Raw genomic sequence first — 19,624 nt, 5'->3', positions numbered from 1 at the left:
ACCAATCGCTAGTTAAATACTATGGGAACCACTCTTCATACGGAAAAAGATGATTATTTACATCATTCAGAGTTGATTTTAGGTTCTTTTGAACTTATAATGTTATATATACTGTTTTTTGTTTATTCAGAAAAAACGGGTTAGAAAAATAAATATTTATATCGGAGGTGTACGCCTTACTAAGTAAGGCAAATCATTGACAACCATTAACCTTATAATCTTTACTATTTTAATTGTCTTAACAGCATTTTTTGTTGCGACTGAATTTGCGATAGTAAAGATCAGGTCATCAAAAATTGACCAACTCATATTAGAGGGAAAAAAAGGTGCCGTATCAGCCAAAAAGGTCATTACTCATTTGGACGAATATTTGTCAGCTTGTCAATTAGGGATCACGGTTACAGCGTTGGGAATTGGCTGGGTTGGAGAATCGACTTTTGAAGTGATTTTGCACCCCTTATTTGCTCATTTTCATGTAAGTGAAACAGTCTCACATGTATTGATCTTAGTGATTGCTTTTGTGATTGCGACTTTTTTGCACGTTGTAGTTGGAGAACTTGCTCCTAAAACACTCGCTATCCAAAAAGCGGAAACCATCACTCTTTTGACTGCAAAGCCAATTATTTGGTTTTACCGCATCCTGTTCCCTTTTATATGGTTTTTAAATGGTTCAGCCCGGTTTATAGTAGGACTCTTCGGTTTGAAACCTGCATCAGAACATGAACTTGCTCATTCTGAAGAAGAACTGCGCATCTTACTGTCTGAAAGCTATAAGAGCGGTGAAATCAATAAAAATGAGTTGAAATATGTAAATAATATTTTTGAATTTGATGAAAGAATTGCCAAAGAAATTATGATTCCGAGAAGAGAGATCGTAGCGATTTCTAGTGAGGATTCTTATGAAACTATTGTTAAGACCATTAAGACAGAGAGTTATACAAGGTACCCAGTCCTAAATGGAGATAAAGATTCAATCATTGGTTTTATCAATGCTAAAGAATTCTTGTCAGCTTATATTGACACAGACCAGAAGATAAAAGAGGATTTCAAGTTAGAAAATCATATCACTCCTGTTATCCATGTTATTGAATCCGTTCCAATTCATGATTTATTGGTAAAAATGCAAAAAGAGCGAACACATATCGCTATTCTTGTGGATGAATATGGCGGCACTTCAGGTTTAGTCACTGTTGAAGATATTCTTGAAGAAATTGTTGGGGAAATCAGAGATGAATTTGATGAAGATGAAGTGCCTGATATTAGAAAAGTAAATGATAATCACTTTATCTTAGATTCGAAAGTGCTCATTGAGGATGTAAATGATTTATTGGGAACGACGTTAGCAAGTGACGAAGTGGATACGATAGGCGGCTGGTTTATGACTCAACAAATAGACGCTGCAGTTGGATCCGTTATAGAAGCCGATGGGTATATTTTTAAAGTACACAAAACAGTTGGCCGGCATATTAATTATTTAGAAATTGTCCGGAAAAAAGAATAACATCTGGATAAAGCACATGAGATTTTGACTAATAAGATGCTTAAAGCCTGAGATGAAATTTTCATCCAGGCTTTTTTAAACAATGATCTTGCAGTTTAAGCAGGTAATCATTATCGAAGTTCAAACGTTTCTCAGCAAACAAGGAGGCTTGGATATCTATAGCTCTTTTACCATTACCTTCTCACCATTAAAGTCGAGTTCACCATTAAATCGAAAACCAAACCTTTGATAAAGGCGTATAGCATGAATATTATTTTCAAATATACTTAAATAAATTCTCTTGCATTTATATAGCTCAGCAAGGTGCTGAATGAGGGCTTTAAGCATTTTCTTCCCTAATCCTTTTCCCTGATAGCGTTCGTCAATAAAAAATCGGTCAAGCCAGACTCGTCCGTTTTTATTATCTTCATCATACTCGGGAAACAATCCATACATTGCAAAACCGACTAGATCTCCATCATAGTAAAGCCCGACAGGTTTATAATAGTGACATTCTTTTGCATCCTCTAAACATACTTTTGTAGATTCAATATATGATAATTGATTCTGGCTGACATGCAGATCAAGAATTGCAGCACGATTATCATCAGTTACTGCTTTTATGTTTATACTCATACTACATTCTCCTTTTTTCTTATCCCGGTTAGGCTGCGGCTTAAGGTGATGGCAGATGAAATCCTGATATTGCTAAAACTCAGCATAAACTATTTTCACATCAAGCAACATGTAGCCTATCAAATTAAGTACCTTTTCTTATTGTGCCTAACCAGAGGCATTCCCTGCATCCAAATGACTTGACTTTATAGAAAATGAATTAATTCAAAGCTGCAGCATCATTCTTTTTTTCTTTCCAAACCATTGTAAGACCAAGGCCGACAATCATAACGAAACCTGCAAAAAGGAAAGGATAATGAATGTTAAGATCAAATAGTATACCGCCTAAAGCAGGTCCAAATATATTTCCCAGGCTGGTGTATGTGGAGTTCATGCCTGCTACGAAACCCTGCTGGTTACCGGCCATATTGGATAAATGAGCGGTTAAGGCCGGACGTAGCAAATCGAACGCTAGAAAAATAAAACAAGTTACAAGCAAAACAGTTAAAAATCCTGACATAACAGTAGACACGAAAGCCAAGATCGCACCGGTTATTAAGCACAGCTGAATCATTCTTTTCTCTCCAAGTTTGTTGACCAATTTCCCGAATAGTAAAACTTGAATAACTACCGCAACAATGGAGCTAATCGTAATAATGGCTGCAATATCTTTTGGTGTGAAGCCAAATTTATGATCAGAAAACAAGCTGAATACCGTTTCATAAGCTGATAAACCAAAAGCCATTACAAAGACGATAATAAATGCAATGAAATAGACAGGATGAATGGATCTCTTCAAGTCTTTAATAAAATTTGATTCCTTTGTATGAGATGAGAGTTGATGGCGTTCTTCTGTCGACAATGACTCTTTTAGTATAAAAACGGAAGTGACAGCTGCTATTAACGCGATGGCGGAGGCGAAGAAAAACGGCATGCGGATACCAAAGCCGGCAATAAATCCTCCCGCACCAGGCCCAATAATAAAGCCGGTGCTAATTGCAGCAGAAACATACCCCATAGCCTTTGACCTTTCCTTTAGGGTTGTAATATCAGCTACATATGCTGTTACCGCGGGCATGATAAAAGCCGCACTTATACCACCCAATATCCTCGAGAAATAAAATATTGAAACATGGGTCCCTAATCCGAAAATCAACTCAGATAAACTGAATATAAGCAACCCGAGAATAATCATTTTTTTTCTCCCGAAACGGTCAACCCACCTACCTGCAAAAGGTGAAGTAATTAACTGAGAAATGGCAAAAGCCGCAACAAGATAACCCATTGTGCTGCCGGATAAATGCATGATTTTCATAAAAGAAGGCATAACTGGAATGATTAAACCGATACCAAGAAATGCTACGAAGATGTTGCTTAATAGTATAATGAATATCGTTTTTTGCTCATTTATTGATTTTTTCATCTGAATTCCCCTTTTACTCAATTGAACCCTTTTTACCTATCCTTTTCGCTTGAAGCTTTTTTCAAGTACAATCAAATCATAAGGTATATGGTTACCGTATAGTCAAGGAGGTTTTTATGAGCGAAGATGTTAAGAAGTATTTCACAACAGGGGAGTTTTCGAAGCTCTGCCGTGTAAAAAAACAAACCTTATTTCATTATGATGAGATTGGTCTTTTCTCGCCGGAAATAAAAAAAGAAAATGGGTATAGATATTATTCCTATCATCAATTTGAGATTTTTCAAGTCATCAGTCTATTTAAAGAGCTTGGGGTTCCATTAAAAGAAATAAAGTGTCTAATAAAAGGAAAAACACCAGACAAGATCCTGCATGTTCTAAAAGAAAAGTCTATTGAGATTGATAAAAAAATAAATGAGCTTAAGCAGTTGCAAACGATCTTACAAACAAAAGTGACGCTTACAGAACAAGCACTTGAGACTGACTTTTCCTCAATTTCTTTTGAATATTTAAATGAAGAAACATTCATGTTAAGCCGAAAAACATTAAACTTACCGGAACGAAAATATGTGGCAGCCATTTCAGAACTCATTCATGAAGTTCAGCAATATGAATTAGATGAAGGATATCCGATAGGCGGAATCTTTGCACGGGAACAAATCTTAGAAAAAGACTTCTACAATTACAGTTACTTTTATATAAAAGTAAAAGATGGGGCAGAGAACATAAATTATCATGTACGGCCAAAAGGCCTGTATGCAGTTGGATATGAAATAGGCGGAAATACTGAAGAGGCATACCGGAGAATCATTGAGTTCATTGAAAGAAATGGAATGCAAATAGGGGAAAATGCATATGAGGAATATATGCTGGATGAGATGGTAGTTGACGGGTATGAAAATACATATGCCAAAATCCTCCTTCAAGTTAAAGAGGTGTAAGATTACGAGATTTTCATATGGAAAAATTGTTTCTGTTGTGTGCCCAAAAAGAATATAAACTGGTTTACTAAAAACGAGCCCACATACAGGTGACGGTACAAACGGCACTGGGAACCGCAAGTCTATCGGCGTTGAAATATGCTATAACGCTTCAGGAGGCGCTAAATACTACGCTGCTGAAAAGCTGGCCATCAAGGCGCATCCAAAGAGATAAATCTTAAAGAGCTGGGATAGGGGGGGGACAAACAACAGAATTCCGTATACTCTGTTGTTGTGCTATGTAAATGTTCAAAAGCCATTTAGGATCGTCGACCTTTGATAATCCATCATATAAAGGTGTCATTCGATGTCTTGTTAACAAAGGCTAGTGAAATTCAACATCCAGAAAACGATTACAAGGTCGGTGATAAATTATTCATCCGTGAATCAAACGGTGATCGAACATTCATTTTTGTGTTTAATCTGAATTTTCTTGATTTAGCACACTCCCTTAATAAATGCATAGGATACTATCACAAAAATTTATAATTGTGGGGATCAAAAAATGTACTATAACCCTTTTTCGCCTCAATGTTATTATTATGTGACTGTACCGATGTATAATGATGGAAGATCTGTTTATTGGACTATTCCAAATGAGATGGAGAACGTACACAGAGGTGCCGATTTGCGCTCTTCATATGAAGATAGAAACCTTCTTTTGAAGGATTATGGACCAAAACCATTTGTTGTAAATATCAATAGAGCCACAAAACAAAACAATACGTTCCGTACTGCTTTATGGACAGGAAAGCATTTTCAAGTTACTTTGATGAGTCTTGGTATTGGAGAAAACATTGGTTTGGAAATCCATCCTAACGTTGACCAGTTCTTACGGATTGAGCAGGGGCGTGGGATCGTCAAAATGGGAAAGAGCAAAGATCATTTGAACTTTCAAAGAAATGTTTATGATGATTCTGCCATTGTTGTACCTGCCGGCACTTGGCATAACGTGATTAATACAGGTAATACGCCATTAAAACTTTACTCCATTTATGCTCCTCCTAACCATCCATTTGGTACAGTTCATAAAACCAAAGCAGATGCAGTGGCTGCGGAAGATTAGCATAGTTATTCGCAGATTTCTGAGTAATTGGAGTCACATCCAGCATGAAACATGGGGAACCAGTACCTAAGAATTGTTTTTATGCAAATGAAACCCAATGTAATATCCAAGCAGTCTTGTGCTAATTTAAAAAGTAATTGATAAAATAAAGTCGATTTAAAATAAAATCGGCTTATTTCTTTATTCGAGTTCCTTTTAGCAGAATTGGCATTATCGAATGTAAGTATTTTTTCAATCCACGGATATCGAAATGAATCTATCAGCTCAAAGAAAGTAACTTTCACACTTGACTATATACCTATGGGGGTATATTATTGTTTTGTGAATAACAAAGAGTTAATAAGGTGGTGTAACTCGTATCAATTATTTAGTTATTGCATTCCTGCTTATTTTTGTGATTATCATTGCAACGTATAGACGTTATTATCCTATAGCCGGAATCTCTTGTATCCATAAAGATAAATTAGAGGCTATGGACATCACAATATTAGATATTCGTCATTATAACGATGTACCCAATTTTTCGGATAATATTATTTTAAACATCCCATATGCGTATCTAAAACGTTTTTATTTAGAGATTCCACGTGATAAAATACACATAATAGCTCGTGATCGGGTGGAATTAAATTTAGGAGTGCGTTTTCTAAAGCGCAAAGGTATCCATGTAAACAGTTATGAACTGGCAACATGTAAATGTAAAAATAAATGAAAGAAAGGATTTCATTGATATATGGAGTATGATCAAAAGATTAAAAACCGCTTACGACGGATTGAAGGACAAATTAAAGGTGTATTGACTATGATGGAACAAGGAAAAGATTGTAGAGAGGTTGTGACCCAATTAGCAGCTTCCCGTAATGCGATCGATCGAGCGATGGGTTTAATTGTGAGCACAAACCTTGAACATTGTGTTCGTGAAAGTTTAGAAAAAGGCGAAGACACACAAAATTTAGTAAAAGAAGCAGTTGACTTATTGGTAAAGAGCCGATAAAAATTCATCAACCTAAGGTTGACGAATTTTTATATGCGTCATATTATACCCCTACCGGTATTTAAAGAGTTGAATAATAGCAGATCTTTCGAAAAAATTTTTTGACTTTAATATACCCGCGGGGGTAATTAGTTAGGAGAATAAACATGACAGAACAAACAAAACGCACAACAATTGTTTTATTTAGCGGGGATTATGATAAAGCAATGGCAGCCTATATTATTGCAAATGGTGCAGCTGCCTACGATCATGAAGTGACGATCTTCCATACTTTTTGGGGATTAAACGCTTTACGTAAAGAAGAGCTGATTCCAGTGAAAAAAGGATTTCTTGAAAAAATGTTTGGAAAGATGATGCCTCGTGGTGCTGATAAGATGGGTTTATCTAAAATGAACTTTGCAGGTATGGGCCCTAAAATGATTAAAAATGTGATGAAAAAGCATAATGCACTTCCTTTGCCTCAGTTGATTGAGATGGCTCAAGAACAGGGGGTAAAGCTCGTAGCTTGTACGATGACAATGGATCTTCTTGGTTTACAGGAAAAAGAACTATTAGATGATATTGACTATGCTGGTGTAGCAGCTTATTTGGCAGATGCTGAGGAAGGCAGTGTCAACTTATTTATCTAATGTTACTCATTTACTCATTGCTAAGCGGAAGGAGAAGTTTAAAGGGAAGTAAAAATATTGAAGAAACAAGGATTTAAAGAGATCACAAATATAAAAGGGGCATGAATACATGGTATTAACTTCTAGTGAGAAACTTTTTGTATATTTATATACCCCCACCCCTATATGAGAAAAGGAGGAAAAAAATGATGAAAGCAACTATTGTACTAGACGCTAAAGGTTTGGCGTGTCCAATGCCTATCGTAAAAACGAAGAAGAGAATGAAGGATTTAAAAGCTGGTGAAGTATTGGAAATTCATGCGACAGATAAAGGTTCTACAGCAGATCTGGAAGCATGGGCAAAAAGTACAGGCCATGAATATCTCGGTACTGAAGCAGAGGGAGAAATACTTCGTCATTTTCTTCGAAAAGGAGGAGAGCATTCATCAGAAAATGCATCTTCAATTCCTGAGATTTCATTAGAAGCTTTCAAACAGAAAGTAGATAGTGACGAGTCTCTTAACATTTTAGATGTTCGAGAGATAGAGGAATATGAAAAAGCTCATATCCCAGGAGTTGTGCATATCCCTCTTGGTGAAGTGGAAAAGCGCTCTGACGAATTAAACGAAAATGATGAAATTTATATTATCTGCCATTCGGGAAGAAGGAGTGAAATGGCGGCCCGCACCATGAAAAAACAAGGTTTTAAAAAGGTTATTAATGTTGTCCCGGGTATGCGGGATTGGACAGGTAAAACCGAATAAATAAAAAGCATGATGAACAGATGAGTACAAGAGTAGCGATTATTGCGGCAAATAGCGGTCTGTTTGATGCTTATAAAGTCTGTAATATTGCGACAAGGAAAAGAGCATGTCGCAGAAGGTTGTAGGAACGCAAATGTGCCTTCTATTCTTAACTGATTGAAATGGGAGTTGCATGATTTGGTTGTCAAATAACGATGGACGTTATGGGTTTAACAAAAGATGATTTTATGGAAGGAATCGAAGTAGGCGGGGCTGTTACCTTTTTTGGTTTTGCTAAAGATGCTGATGTATCCTTAACGTTTTAGTCCCGCTAAAAGATTTGATATAGGAGGTATTGAAACATGACCGTAAAGGCAATGACCCCAAAAGAAGTGACAAAAAAAATCTTTAACAAAGAACCTTTATTTATTTTGGATGTGCGTAATGAAAATGATTTTAACGATTGGAAGATTGAAGGACATGACTTTGACCATTTAAATGTACCGTATTTCGATCTTTTAGATGGCGTAGAAGATATCTTGGAGAAAATTCCTTCTGATAAAGAAGTGCTGGTCGTTTGCGCAAAAGAAGGTTCATCCGTCATGGTATCCGAAATGCTTTCTGAAGCAGGTCATTCTGTATCCTACCTTAAGGGTGGAATGAAAGCATGGAGCGAACATTTAGAGCCGGTAAAAGTCGGGGATTTAAAAGATGGCGGTGAGATGTATCAGTTTGTTCGAATCGGTAAAGGCTGCTTGTCATACATGGTCATTTCCAATGGTGAAGCAGCAATTATTGATGCGACACGTATGGTGAATTTCTTTATAGATTTTGCGAAGGGGAAGGGTGCAACGATTACTCACGTATTTGATACACATCTTCACGCGGACCATATTTCAGGCGGCAGAGTCATTGCTGAAAAAACAAAAGCAACCTACTGGTTACCGCCTAAAGATGCTGAAGAAGTGGAATTCGATTATCAGCCGTTGGAAGAAGGAAATGACATGATCATTGGAAATACAACGATTAAAATTCAACCGATTTATTCTCCGGGGCACACGATTGGCTCCACTTCTTTCATCGTCGATGACCAGTATCTTCTTTCAGGTGATATCTTGTTTATTGATTCAATCGGCAGACCAGACTTAGCCGGTATGGCAGAAGATTGGGTAGGAGATTTAAGAAAAACGCTTTATAGCCGTTACAAAGCGTTATCAAAGGATTTAATTGTATTACCGGCACACTTTATGATCATTGACGAGCTAAATGAGAATGGAAGTGTTGGTAAAAAACTAAGTACATTATTTAGCGAGAACCATGGTTTGAACATTGCGGATGAAACAGAATTTAGACACCTAGTAACAGATCATTTGCCTCCGCAACCAAATGCATACCAAGAGATTCGAGAAACAAACATGGGGAAAATCAGCCCAGATGAAGAAAAACAGCGTGAAATGGAGATTGGCCCAAACCGCTGTGCAATACGGTAACACAAGTTTCTGCTGAAAAGAGGAGAGAAGAACATGAAATCAGATAAAGTATTAGACGCAAAAGGCTTGGCATGCCCAATGCCAATTGTCAGAACAAAGAAAGCGATGAATGAACTGGAATCAGGTCAAATATTAGAAGTGCATGCAACAGATAAGGGAGCTAAAAATGATCTTGCAGCCTGGTCTAAATCAGGCGGACATGACCTTTTAGAGCAAACTGATGAAGGTGATGTATTGAAATTCTGGATTAAAAAAGGCTAATAATGTGAAAGGGTATCGAATAAAAAGATACCCTTTTCCTTTGAAAGGAGGAAACCAAAGTGGATATTGCCTTTATCACAACTCTTTTCATTATAGGGTTTATTGGTGCCTTTATTTCCGGAATGATTGGTATTGGCGGAGCAGTTATTAATTATCCAATGCTATTGTACATTCCTTCTTTAGTGGGAGTGATGTCATTAACTGCCCATGAAGTTTCAGGGATAGGGGCTATTCAAGTTTTTTTTGCGACACTCGGCGGTGTTTGGGCTTATCGTAAGAGTGGTCTTCTAAATAAAGCATTAATGATTTACATGGGAAGCAGCATCCTTTTAGGGAGTGTATTGGGGAGTTACTTTTCTCATTATATATCTGAAAAAGGAATTAACTTTATATACGGAATTCTGGCTATTATAGCAGTTATTTTAATGTTTATACCTAAAAAAGGACAAAAAGGACAAGAACATAGCGAAGATAAGGAAGTGATATTTAATAAATGGTTGGCTTCTTCCTTAGCGTTTATCATTGGTGGCGTATCAGGTATTTTAGGAGCTGGCGGCGCCTTTATCCTAGTCCCCATTATGTTATCGATTTTAAATATTCCTGTTAGAGTCACAGTCGCTTCATCTCTTGCGATTACATTTCTTTCATCTATTGGCGCAACAGTTGGAAAAGTAATCACGGGCCAGGTTCTTTTTGTACCAGCTCTGGTTCTTATGATTGCTAGTTTAATTGCTTCTCCTATTGGTGCATCAGTTGGGCAAAAAGTAAACACAAAATTCCTGCAATGGATTTTAGCGCTATTAATAGGTGCGACAGCCATTAAAATTTGGTTAGAGCTCCTTTGATATGAGTCATCGGGTAAAATGAAAGATTAAAAGATTCATCACTTGTTGGTTTCTTATTAATGTTATGACACTTGGCCGCGTTCAATAAATATTTCAAGTGTTTGATGAAATTCTTTTTGATAATGGTGACTTGGACAAGTCTTGACTATAGTACCATGAAATGCATTTGACTTAGTGGTGTCCAGTGTTTTTTTGCATTAGGGCAGCGTTAAGAAAATAAAAAAGACCATAACGTCACCTTTGATCACCTTTTTTAAAACATTTTAATCCTGATTGGTTTAAGGGGTATGGTATGTGATGGGTATAATGAGTCAATATAAATTATGTCTATTTTGTGCCCAAAATAAATAGAGGGACTCGAACTAAAAAAGAGGATGCCAAACTATATAGGTATCTTTGTTTGCTTTAGAGTTATTATATTTGAATATGACATGCCACGTAACAACACGTTATTGCACATATAATTAAGAAGCAACTACTAAGGCAGATTCTTCTCTCTTTTAACACCATATCCAATCAGCCTCAAATGTAATATAATGTTGCCAAACCATATTGGTTGTGGCACCGAGGAGGAAATGATAGGTGGTTTATTTCGTAGCATTTTTTTGTTTTGCTATTACGCTGCATAATATTGAGGAAGCTATTTGGTTACCTGAGTGGTCACAACAATCTTCAAAGTTTCAAAAGCCAGTAACTTCAAATGAATTTCATTTTGCTGTCATTGTTATTACTATGTTGGCTTATTTATCTGCATTTGGTTTTTTATATATGCCAGAATCAGATATTGCAAAATGGATTTTCATTGGCTTTCTAGGTTCTATGGTTATCAACGCGATTTTTCCACATCTTATCGCAACTGTTGTAATGAAAAAGTATGCACCTGGACTTCTTACGGGCTTATTGCTTAACATTCCAGTAAACTCATTAGTTATTTATCAAATGTTTTTAAAGAATTTGATTGTATGGAAGGAGTTAATAATATCTACGTTGGTTGTAGGAATTATTTTATTAGCACTTATTCCATTATTATTTAAAGTTGGTGATAAAGTATCTCCTTAATGAGTTTAAATTGGTAAGGATTGAGGAAAAAGGTGGAAATTTTCTAAATGAGGGATTATTCTGTTATATCGTATTTCTACAAAACAATGTCTTAAGTCATCGTTGATTTTGGTGCCCAATTAGTTGCCCTGAATTCATGAAAAAGGATAAAATAGGTGTAAATAAAGTTGCTATTTTAAAATTAGAATCAATTCATTATCGTAAAAGCAATAATAACTATTTGGCAAAGAAAGGATAATCAGTCTAATGAAAACATTAGTTATCGTTATACATCCTAACTTGGAAACGTCTGTTGTCAACAAAACCTGGATGAATCGTTTAAAGCAAGAGAAAGACATTACGGTTCATGACCTGTACGGTGAATACCCTAATTTTATCATTGATGTAGAAAAAGAGCAGCAGCTCCTGTTAGATCATGAGCGTATCGTTTTTCAGTTCCCAATGTATTGGTACAGCAGTCCCGCGTTACTCAAACAATGGGAAGATGATGTGTTAACACATGGCTGGGCTTATGGAACTGGAGGAACTAAATTGCATGGAAAAGAACTACTCTTAGCTATCTCCTTAGGCGCACAGGAATCTGATTATCAAGCAGGCGGAGAATATAATATCACGATCAGCGAGCTTATCAGACCGTTTCAAGTCACTGCTAACTATATAGGAATGCGTTTTCTTCCTGCGTTTACACAATATGGGACACTTCATCTTTCAAAAGAAGATGTTAAGAACAGTGCGGAGAGATTGGTTGACTATCTTAAAGCCGAGCATTAATCCGGTATTCGCGAGGGAAGCTGAAACAAATGATGTGTTATGAAAATAAGGGTTTGTGACAGATTTTCATAAACTTAATTTCAAAGTTACATCGAATACTTAATTCAGGGGGGCATAGTGCGAGGGCTTAAAATTAATTAAAGCAGGGCAATGAGTACGTATTTCTTAATGAAATGTAGAGTTCCTTGGTCTCTAATAGGTACCCGATTAGTGTCCAGAATTCTGAAAAATGATGAAAATAAGTATAAATAAAGTAAACATATGCTTTGAATAAAAGCTTTTGTAACTCATGATATGTTTTTACTATGTTGAGGGACTAGTGGGCGTGGTATATGTCAGAAAAGAAACCGATGATTCAAAGGTGTTTTGACCCCTGTTTATGAGACAGGGATCAAAACACCTTTTAAACATCATTATTACCTTCCTCTGATAATGAAATATAAAAAAGTTACCAGCAACTCTCTGTGGCATCTCGCCGTGTTCAATTGTTTAGTCCTTTTTTTTCATAATCTTTACAAATCTGAAAAAGTCATCATCATTCAGTAGGGGCTTGTCATCTTCACGTCCATTGCGATGCATATGCGGATCAGAGTGATGTTCATTGTAGAACTCTACGATATGGAATCCACACTTATTCACATAGAAGTTGATATTTCGCTTTTCGAAATAAGGTGTCACGGTTTCCCAAAGCACAGTATCCGGATACTGTGCTTCAATGGCTTTCCAAGCAGAAAGACCAATCCCTTGGCTGTGATATTCTGGAGATACATAGAATAAATCTAGCGAATTATGATTTGTTTGGCTGTTGATACGTACTACTGCACCACCGACATTCTTACCATCCTGAAGAATATGATATACCACTGCTCCGGGAGCATTGAAAGACTCCTGAACATCATTGTCCGATGGAATCGGCCCATCTTCGCAATCACCGAACGTTTCAATCACGGCGATCGCAAAGGCTTCTTGTAATTTTTTTTGGAATTCTGGCAGATCAGATTCCTTTGCTAGTTCCAGAATAACTTTTGGTTCATTTTTAGTTTTCATGATTGTTCACTCCCTCAGTTGCTAAAATATAGAGTTCAGTCGTTCAGTAAAACATTCGAGATGCTCTGCGAAGTCTTTTCACAAAATGTGATTCCGTCGCTCTTTCTTCCGCGGTAAATTTGGCGTTAAAATACTTCAAAAGCTTTCTCCTGTCTTTTTGTATGATTCTTTTTCTTTGTTTCATTGGAAAACAAGCTGCATGTAACCCTAATTTACTATTGTTCACTACCGTATTAAGTGTCGTATGCGGGATTTGTCATCATTCTCGAATTTTTCCTGCGAAAAGTTACAAAAATAGTCGAATGAGGCGCCTTTGACTATGAACATGCGTAAAAGATTCAATTTAGATTCGATCATGAGCAATGCACATTGAGTAAACTCTGGTGGATTTATTAGCCCAAAGAAGCCTAAATGATATAAAAATAACTAGTCCATATATCAAATCTGTCCGTTTAATGCCCGCTTCATTCAACAACACTAATTTGAAGTCATGCAATCTGTGCAAGGGGGTTATTTCTGAATAGATTTTTCCGAATGCAGCGGAGTTGCTTTGGGACTTCCGTTTACTTTGCCGTACGTCAGCTTGCGCCATACTAATTCCATCGGACCGTACCTAAACCGTTTCAACCACAATGTACTAAAGCTCATAAGAACGAAGTACACGGCCAGACTGAACATGAACGTGCCGGCGGATTGAATATGATCCGCAAGCCCGAATCCGTACCTGAGGAACAGAACTGTTCCAATGATAGAGTGAAGCAGATAACAGGTCAATGACATTCGTCCGACTTTGGTGAATATCATCATAGGGCCTCGCAGCTGAGGAACGTATAGAAACAGCATTGCAAAAGTGCTCATATAAAACATACTTCCGGTTAAGCCGCCATTTTGACCCAAGACAGAGGAAATGTCCTTCCACAGCATATTCTCAGAAAGATTAAACATGTCTAGTAATATACTGCTTTGTGTTATTAGAAAAGCGATTGTGCTAATGATCCAGATACGCTTCCATATAGGCTTTTTCGCTTCCATGTCTTTGAAAAATTCCATCTTAACAAAGTACACGCCCAGCAGAAACATGAGAAACATGGAATAGATCATAGAGAAAGAGCCGGCAGCCATCGTGACCATATCTGTCCACCGAGTGCTGATAGATTCCATGTAGGTAAGGCTGCTGTGGCTAAACAAAGTAAACTCTGAAAAATTCGGGTTTTTTGACCCTGCAGTATTGATGACATTGTACAACATTGTGAAAACAGGAGTCAGGAATTGAAACACGATAAGTGCGATAATCCATCTAAGCACCGTTTTGGCCGTGCGTTTATAGAAGGCGAGTAACAGGAAGCCACTTACGGCGTAAAAGGCCAATATGTCACCGACCCAAACAAATGTGATGTGCAAAATGCCAAATCCCAACAGGATAGATAACCTGCGGGCAAACAGCTTGTTGGGACTCTCTACCTTCTGCGCGGCTCGATCCATAAAGATCATAAACCCGACTCCGAACAGGAAGGAGAATAACGTAACGAATTTCCCTTCGGCAAACCAGGAAACCAGCTTATGCAGTACGTCATCGGAGGCCATTTCGAATCCCTTTACTGAATCTACGATCAGAAAATAATTGACAATAATAATGCCAAGCAAGGCAAATCCTCGTACGATGTCCAGAAAATGAACCCGTTCCCGCAGACTCACCGGTTGCCCGCGTCCTTCTTTTTGTACAATCATATCAATACTCCTTTCCCATTTATCACGGCAATGTGTAGTGCGGATCTGAAAAACTTGAGCCTTACAATGGATAAATATAAAGACCGAATCTTAACAATTTATGAAGAGTCATCATTTTTTTAGAAAATGTGACAAATTTGTGGCGAGCATCAGCTTTCATAAATTGTTAAGATTTACGTAGTATCTTATAACGTACTTATTACTATGAACGATATATAGTAAGGACACACGAGAAATAACAACAAGAATCATGAGGTGAGAGAGACATGGCCTATCGAATATTAGTCGTAGAGGATGATGAGGATATTGGTGATCTTTTGGAGGAATCCCTTACACGTGCAGGTTACGAGGTGCTAAGAGCCAAGGATGGAAAGCGAGCATTGCAACTTGTGAATGACTCGCTTGATTTGGTTATTTTGGATATTATGATGCCAGGCATTTCGGGAATTGAAACATGTCAGCACATCAGGAAATCCTCTAACGTCCCGATTCTGTTTCTGACGGCCAGATCGAGTACACTCGATAAAACTGAGGGGTTACTCGCCGGCGGCGATGATTATATGACTAAACCATTCTCGGAAGAGGAACTTCACGCTAGAGTGATTGCTCAATTACGCAGATATACTATCTATCAGGAAAAGAAGGAACAGGAAGAAACATTTCTTATCGGGGGCAAACTAAGAGTGAGCGAAGAATTTAATGAGGTGTGGAAAGAGGAGAAGCAAATCAAGTTGTCAGATCTGGAGTATCGTATCCTGAAACTTCTGATGAGCAAACGCAACAAAATATTTTCTGCCCAAAATATATATGAGAGTGTGTGGGGACAGCCTTACTTTTACTGTTCCAACAATACGGTGATGGTGCATATACGGAAGCTGCGCTCCAAAATTGAGGATGATCCGGCACGTCCGGTTTATATAAAAACTGAATGGGGAAGAGGATATCGATTTGGCGCATCTTAAATTTACGCTAACCAAAAAACTGGCTTTGCTGATAATGGTTGCTGCGATTGTGAGTGGTGTGATCTTTCTGACGTTGCAAAAGATCACAGATGATCTGATCGAGGGATATCTGAGTTCGGAAGAGTATTATCACGAGGAGTCAGCAAGATACATTCAAAAATTCAGCAAGTACGTTTCAGAAAATGAGTTGTCTACATCAGATAGAAAAGCGTTTGGCGAGTGGGTCAAAAAAGAAAATTACATTAACCTCACCATATTCAAGGATCAGGAGCTGCAATATGATTCTATTTATTCCGAATCGGATTATGGAAAGGAAAAGCTGACTCAGTACGCTCAAAATCATTCACATCCTGTCAAGTTTAGCGATGGTGAAGGACGAGTCATTATCGACGGTTTCTACTCTTCCCGATATTATGATCTGGCCTTTGCATTGGATTTGCTCGGGGCAACCCTCATCTTTTTAATCATTGTTCTCTTCGGAATTCGCCAAAGTCTTCGCTACCTTAAAACGATTCATCAAGAGATTCATATTCTTGAAGGGGGCGAACTGGACTACGAGATGACGATAAAAGGGCATGATGAATTAGCGATGATTGCAAAGAGCATTGAGGATCTGCGGAAAGCTTTCCTGGATAAACTTAAAGCTATCGAGGAATTGCAAGCTGAGAGCCGCAGCCTGGTTACCGAAATGTCGCACGATATGCGCACACCGCTGACGTCGCTGATCATGAATCTGGAGTTTGCCAAAAAAGAGGGAGGCGAAGCGGGTGCCAGCAAAGATCGGTATGTAGCCAATGCTTATGGTAAAGCACTGCAATTAAAAAGCTTGTCTGACAATCTGTTTGCGTATTTCCTGCTGGACAAGGAATATGAGGCCGATCTGGAGACCGTTGCAGTGAAAGAAGTGATCTACGATCTAATATCAGATCAGATTGCTATCCTTCATCAGGAGCATTTTCGGGTTCATATTTCAGGCGAGCTGCCGGAAACCTATATTAACGTGAATTTGGAGGAGCTTGGTCGTGTATTTGATAATGTGATGTCAAACTTATTGAAATACGCAGATCCGGAAGAAAAAATCAGCATCACGTTTGTATCGGATCAAGAGATATTTGAGATCCATGTTAGCAATACGATTAAACTTGCAGATATAACACCGGAAAGCAACGGACTCGGTGAAAGAAGCATTGCGCGAATGATGTCCCGCATGCAGGGACAGTTTCACAGTATACAAAAGAATTCTAAGTACTACATTGTGCTACGATTTTGGAACACCAAGATGTAGGCTGAGAATAAAAACCACGAATATATTGAAATAGGAGACAACATGATGAGATTTTCTAACAAATTCAAAAAGGTGCCTTACCTGTTACAAGCGCTTCTCAACGTCTGTCTGTTCTTTCTGGCGTTAGCCTTAAGCGCACTTCTGATCAGCGAGACTTGGTACATTGTGCTATTCGTATACAAGTCACTGTTCAACAAAGTGGACAGCTATTATGAGATGCTTGGAGAACTGCTTATCTTCTTCATGTACTTTGAGTTCATTGCTTTGATTATCAAATACTTCAAATCAGACTTTCATTTTCCGCTTCGCTACTTCATTTATATTGGCATCACAGCTGTCATTCGTTTGATTATCATCGATCATGATCAGGCGATCTCAACGTTCTGGTGGGCGATGGCCATTCTTGCAATGATTTGTGGATTCTTTATTGCCAATAGACGAAATTCTGTTGTTGAACATTAATAAATTAGTTCGCATTATGCCGATACGCCGCCGAAATGTCCTAATTGTGAAAGGGAACTGGTACAGATTTTTATAAGTCTATCTGTTTAATGTCAGCAGAAATCTGTAGTGGATCAAATTGAATCGTGGTTGTAAGTGGATATCCGAATGTATTTATTGGCTACTTTAACAGACATGTCCCGATGAAATAGCATTAACTGTCTGGAGATGAAAATCGCTCTTTATTTTACAAGGAAGAGGTTAAAATTCTTAATAAATAAGATGAAAAAGTTAGGATGGACGTTTATTGGTTTTTTGTCACCATTTTTTACCATAATTGATATAAACGTATAGAAATGATAACAAATGAATATAGAGTGTGTAATGAAAATAAGCTTTCATAACCAATGAGCTAGATTTACTATATTGATGGCCCAGTGATATAGAAAACAGATCGATGGTTCAAACCATCGGTTTTTTTATTTGTTTTCATACTCATTGAAAATCACCTCATTAGGACAAACACTTATTACATAGCATTACCCAAGGGGTGATGCATTTTATGAAGGTAATAATCATCGAAGGAGCGCAAGCTGACAAATGCATGAACGATTGCTATCATTATTTAATAAAACTTTATAGGAAGGAGATCCAGGGTGATAGCAATATATGTAAGGGTATCGACCGAGGAACAAGCGATCAAGGGATCGAGCATCGACAGCCAGTTCGAGGCCTGTATAAAGAAAGCAGGGACTAAGGATGTGCTGAAGTATGCCGATGAAGGATTTTCTGGAGAGCTTTTAGAACGTCCGGCTTTGAATCGCCTGAGGGAGGATGCAAGCAAAGGACTTATAAGTCAAGTTATTTGTTATGATCCTGACCGTCTTTCTCGGAGAGCTTATCAGCGATGAAAAAAATGATTTTCATAACTCTTTCAAATAGAGAAAGCCGGAATATGAGATCCGGCCTCTTCTGCATTATTTCCCCTTCGCCTTCTTCCGCTTTTCCTTCTCAGCCCGATAAAACTCATGAAACATCTTCATCAGCGCCCTCTTTTCAATCCGCGATACATAGCTGCGCGAGATCCCGAGCTCTTTGGCAATCTCACGCTGCGTTTTTTCTTTCTTCAAATCAAGCCCAAACCGCCCGACAATCACTTCCTTCTCACGGTCATCTAAAATGTCAATGTATTGTTTCACTTTTTCAAGCTCCATATTGAGCTGGATCGTATCTATCACGTCTTCGTTTTCTGATTTCAAAACGTCAATCAGGCTTATTTCATTCCCTTCCTTATCCTGCCCGATCGGATCGTGAAGGGAGACGTCTTTTTTTGTTTTTTTCAATGCGCGCAAATGCATGAGGATTTCATTTTCAATACACCTCGCAGCATACGTCGCCAGCTTTGTCCCTTTACCAGCGGAATAGCTTTCAATTCCTTTTATCAGCCCGATCGTTCCGATGGAGATTAAGTCCTCTGCATCCTCACCTGTATTTTCGAACTTTTTCACAATATGGGCGACCAAGCGAAGATTATGCTCAATCAGCATGTTTCTGGCATGTTCATCCCCTTTAGCCATGAGCTCTAAGTATTTTTTTTCTTCGCTGCTTGAGAGCGGTTGTGGAAAGGCATTGTTTTTCACGTAAGATACTAAAAAGACAAGCTCTTTAACAACAAAGCCGAGCGCTGCGAAAACACCTGTCACCATCGTCACCTCCACAAAAGTATGTAGGCAAAAGCCTATATGTAAATGTATGTGACCGGGAGGCTGTCTGTGTCTGTACCGGGAAATTTCTCGCGGGGGAGTCCGGCTTTTGTAAGCAGCATACTA

The 19,624-nt window shown here is 38.0% G+C and carries 21 protein-coding genes and 6 pseudogenes; 20 read left to right on the top strand and 7 right to left on the bottom strand.

Features of this window, described 5'->3' with window-relative positions; all coding sequences use genetic code 11:
• Positions 1-196: 196 nt before the first annotated feature.
• Positions 197-1,501, top strand: coding sequence for a hemolysin family protein (locus tag M1D65_RS12820; RefSeq protein ID WP_041850102.1), 1,305 nt, complete (start codon positions 197-199; stop codon positions 1,499-1,501).
• 156 nt (positions 1,502-1,657) lie between these two features.
• On the opposite strand, the gene bltD is transcribed toward M1D65_RS12820, so the two are convergent.
• On the bottom strand, positions 1,658-2,116 hold the full coding sequence (bltD, locus tag M1D65_RS12815; RefSeq protein WP_041850101.1) for a spermine/spermidine acetyltransferase: 459 nt from the start codon (positions 2,114-2,116) through the stop codon (positions 1,658-1,660).
• Between the two features lie 199 nt (positions 2,117-2,315).
• A complete protein-coding gene (blt, locus tag M1D65_RS12810; RefSeq protein WP_072174011.1) occupies positions 2,316-3,518 on the bottom strand; it encodes a multidrug efflux MFS transporter Blt in 1,203 nt (400 codons plus the stop codon).
• 116 nt (positions 3,519-3,634) lie between these two features.
• Here blt and bltR point away from each other — a divergent pair, with 116 nt between their 5' ends.
• The 14 genes and pseudogenes from bltR (at position 3,635) to M1D65_RS12740 (ending at position 12,332) form a co-directional block, all read left to right on the top strand.
• On the top strand, positions 3,635-4,456 hold the full coding sequence (gene bltR / locus M1D65_RS12805; RefSeq protein WP_014480349.1) for a multidrug efflux transcriptional regulator BltR: 822 nt from the start codon (positions 3,635-3,637) through the stop codon (positions 4,454-4,456).
• 82 nt (positions 4,457-4,538) lie between these two features.
• Positions 4,539-4,649, top strand: a pseudogene (locus tag M1D65_RS12800) (N-acetylmuramoyl-L-alanine amidase); the annotation flags it as partial.
• A pseudogene (locus M1D65_RS12795) lies at positions 4,630-4,775 on the top strand (hypothetical protein). The pseudogenes M1D65_RS12800 and M1D65_RS12795, both read left to right, overlap by 20 nt.
• A gap of 225 nt (positions 4,776-5,000) precedes the next feature.
• The gene (locus M1D65_RS12790; RefSeq protein WP_070547562.1) at positions 5,001-5,561 is read left to right on the top strand and encodes a cupin domain-containing protein; all 561 of its coding nucleotides are present in this window, start codon (positions 5,001-5,003) and stop codon (positions 5,559-5,561) included.
• A gap of 394 nt (positions 5,562-5,955) precedes the next feature.
• Positions 5,956-6,273, top strand: a complete 318-nt coding sequence (locus M1D65_RS12785) for a sulfurtransferase (protein ID WP_456270588.1) — start codon at positions 5,956-5,958, stop codon at positions 6,271-6,273.
• A 21-nt stretch (positions 6,274-6,294) separates the two neighbouring features.
• The gene (locus M1D65_RS12780; protein WP_003237170.1) at positions 6,295-6,555 is read left to right on the top strand and encodes a metal-sensitive transcriptional regulator; all 261 of its coding nucleotides are present in this window, start codon (positions 6,295-6,297) and stop codon (positions 6,553-6,555) included.
• A gap of 146 nt (positions 6,556-6,701) precedes the next feature.
• The gene (locus M1D65_RS12775; protein WP_015251635.1) at positions 6,702-7,184 is read left to right on the top strand and encodes a DsrE/DsrF/DrsH-like family protein; all 483 of its coding nucleotides are present in this window, start codon (positions 6,702-6,704) and stop codon (positions 7,182-7,184) included.
• Positions 7,185-7,369: 185 nt separating this feature from the next.
• A complete protein-coding gene (locus M1D65_RS12770) occupies positions 7,370-7,927 on the top strand; it encodes a sulfurtransferase TusA family protein (RefSeq protein WP_124048081.1) in 558 nt (185 codons plus the stop codon).
• Positions 7,928-7,947: 20 nt separating this feature from the next.
• Positions 7,948-8,232, top strand: a pseudogene (locus tag M1D65_RS12765) (DsrE/DsrF/DrsH-like family protein).
• Positions 8,233-8,261: 29 nt separating this feature from the next.
• A pseudogene (locus M1D65_RS12760) lies at positions 8,262-9,396 on the top strand (MBL fold metallo-hydrolase).
• Positions 9,397-9,429: 33 nt separating this feature from the next.
• Positions 9,430-9,657 (top strand): sulfurtransferase TusA family protein, encoded by a 228-nt coding sequence (locus tag M1D65_RS12755; protein WP_003156135.1) that lies wholly within the window; start codon positions 9,430-9,432, stop codon positions 9,655-9,657.
• A 59-nt stretch (positions 9,658-9,716) separates the two neighbouring features.
• On the top strand, positions 9,717-10,502 hold the full coding sequence (locus tag M1D65_RS12750) for a sulfite exporter TauE/SafE family protein (RefSeq protein ID WP_151870139.1): 786 nt from the start codon (positions 9,717-9,719) through the stop codon (positions 10,500-10,502).
• Positions 10,503-11,084: 582 nt separating this feature from the next.
• Positions 11,085-11,561 (top strand): HXXEE domain-containing protein, encoded by a 477-nt coding sequence (locus tag M1D65_RS12745; RefSeq protein WP_004398792.1) that lies wholly within the window; start codon positions 11,085-11,087, stop codon positions 11,559-11,561.
• A 246-nt stretch (positions 11,562-11,807) separates the two neighbouring features.
• Positions 11,808-12,332, top strand: a complete 525-nt coding sequence (locus tag M1D65_RS12740) for an NAD(P)H-dependent oxidoreductase (protein ID WP_003246192.1) — start codon at positions 11,808-11,810, stop codon at positions 12,330-12,332.
• Between the two features lie 489 nt (positions 12,333-12,821).
• On the opposite strand, the gene M1D65_RS12735 is transcribed toward M1D65_RS12740, so the two are convergent.
• The 3 genes from M1D65_RS12735 to M1D65_RS12725 all read right to left on the bottom strand — a co-directional run bounded on the left by M1D65_RS12735 (position 12,822) and on the right by M1D65_RS12725 (position 15,107).
• Positions 12,822-13,379 carry a GNAT family N-acetyltransferase gene (locus M1D65_RS12735; protein ID WP_029318133.1) on the bottom strand — a complete coding sequence of 186 codons (558 nt, stop codon included), beginning with the start codon at positions 13,377-13,379 and terminating at the stop codon, positions 12,822-12,824.
• A 343-nt stretch (positions 13,380-13,722) separates the two neighbouring features.
• Positions 13,723-13,971 carry a hypothetical protein gene (locus tag M1D65_RS12730; RefSeq protein WP_154213107.1) on the bottom strand — a complete coding sequence of 83 codons (249 nt, stop codon included), beginning with the start codon at positions 13,969-13,971 and terminating at the stop codon, positions 13,723-13,725.
• Entirely contained in the window at positions 13,890-15,107 is a 1,218-nt protein-coding gene (locus M1D65_RS12725) for a DUF418 domain-containing protein (RefSeq protein ID WP_038829696.1), read from the bottom strand. The genes M1D65_RS12730 and M1D65_RS12725 overlap by 82 nt, the downstream gene beginning before the upstream one ends.
• Before the next feature lie 266 nt (positions 15,108-15,373).
• On the opposite strand from M1D65_RS12725, the gene yrkP reads away from it, so the two are divergent.
• From yrkP to M1D65_RS12700, 5 genes and pseudogenes are all read left to right on the top strand, one after another.
• Positions 15,374-16,069 carry a two-component response regulator YrkP gene (yrkP, locus tag M1D65_RS12720; RefSeq protein ID WP_021480140.1) on the top strand — a complete coding sequence of 232 codons (696 nt, stop codon included), beginning with the start codon at positions 15,374-15,376 and terminating at the stop codon, positions 16,067-16,069.
• Complete coding sequence (gene yrkQ, locus M1D65_RS12715; protein ID WP_019712554.1) at positions 16,056-17,354, top strand: two-component system sensor histidine kinase YrkQ; 1,299 nt, start codon at positions 16,056-16,058, stop codon at positions 17,352-17,354. Before yrkP ends, yrkQ begins: the two co-directional genes overlap by 14 nt.
• A gap of 45 nt (positions 17,355-17,399) precedes the next feature.
• Positions 17,400-17,816 (top strand): phosphate-starvation-inducible protein PsiE, encoded by a 417-nt coding sequence (gene psiE / locus M1D65_RS12710; RefSeq protein ID WP_003246154.1) that lies wholly within the window; start codon positions 17,400-17,402, stop codon positions 17,814-17,816.
• Between the two features lie 541 nt (positions 17,817-18,357).
• Positions 18,358-18,536: pseudogene (locus tag M1D65_RS12705) on the top strand (hypothetical protein).
• Positions 18,494-18,691, top strand: a pseudogene (locus M1D65_RS12700) (recombinase family protein); the annotation flags it as partial. The pseudogenes M1D65_RS12705 and M1D65_RS12700, both read left to right, overlap by 43 nt.
• Here M1D65_RS12700 and M1D65_RS12695 read toward each other — a convergent pair.
• The gene (locus M1D65_RS12695) at positions 18,657-18,773 is read right to left on the bottom strand and encodes a hypothetical protein (protein WP_041850087.1); all 117 of its coding nucleotides are present in this window, start codon (positions 18,771-18,773) and stop codon (positions 18,657-18,659) included. The pseudogene M1D65_RS12700 and the gene M1D65_RS12695 sit on opposite strands and share 35 nt — an antisense overlap.
• Complete coding sequence (gene sigK, locus M1D65_RS12690; RefSeq protein WP_013308023.1) at positions 18,773-19,501, bottom strand: RNA polymerase sporulation sigma factor SigK; 729 nt, start codon at positions 19,499-19,501, stop codon at positions 18,773-18,775. Before sigK ends, M1D65_RS12695 begins: the two co-directional genes overlap by 1 nt.
• Positions 19,502-19,624: the final 123 nt, after the last annotated feature.

The organism is Bacillus sp. JZ39 (genome assembly GCF_053903145.1).
This window is presented reverse-complemented; position numbering and strand designations above follow the sequence as displayed.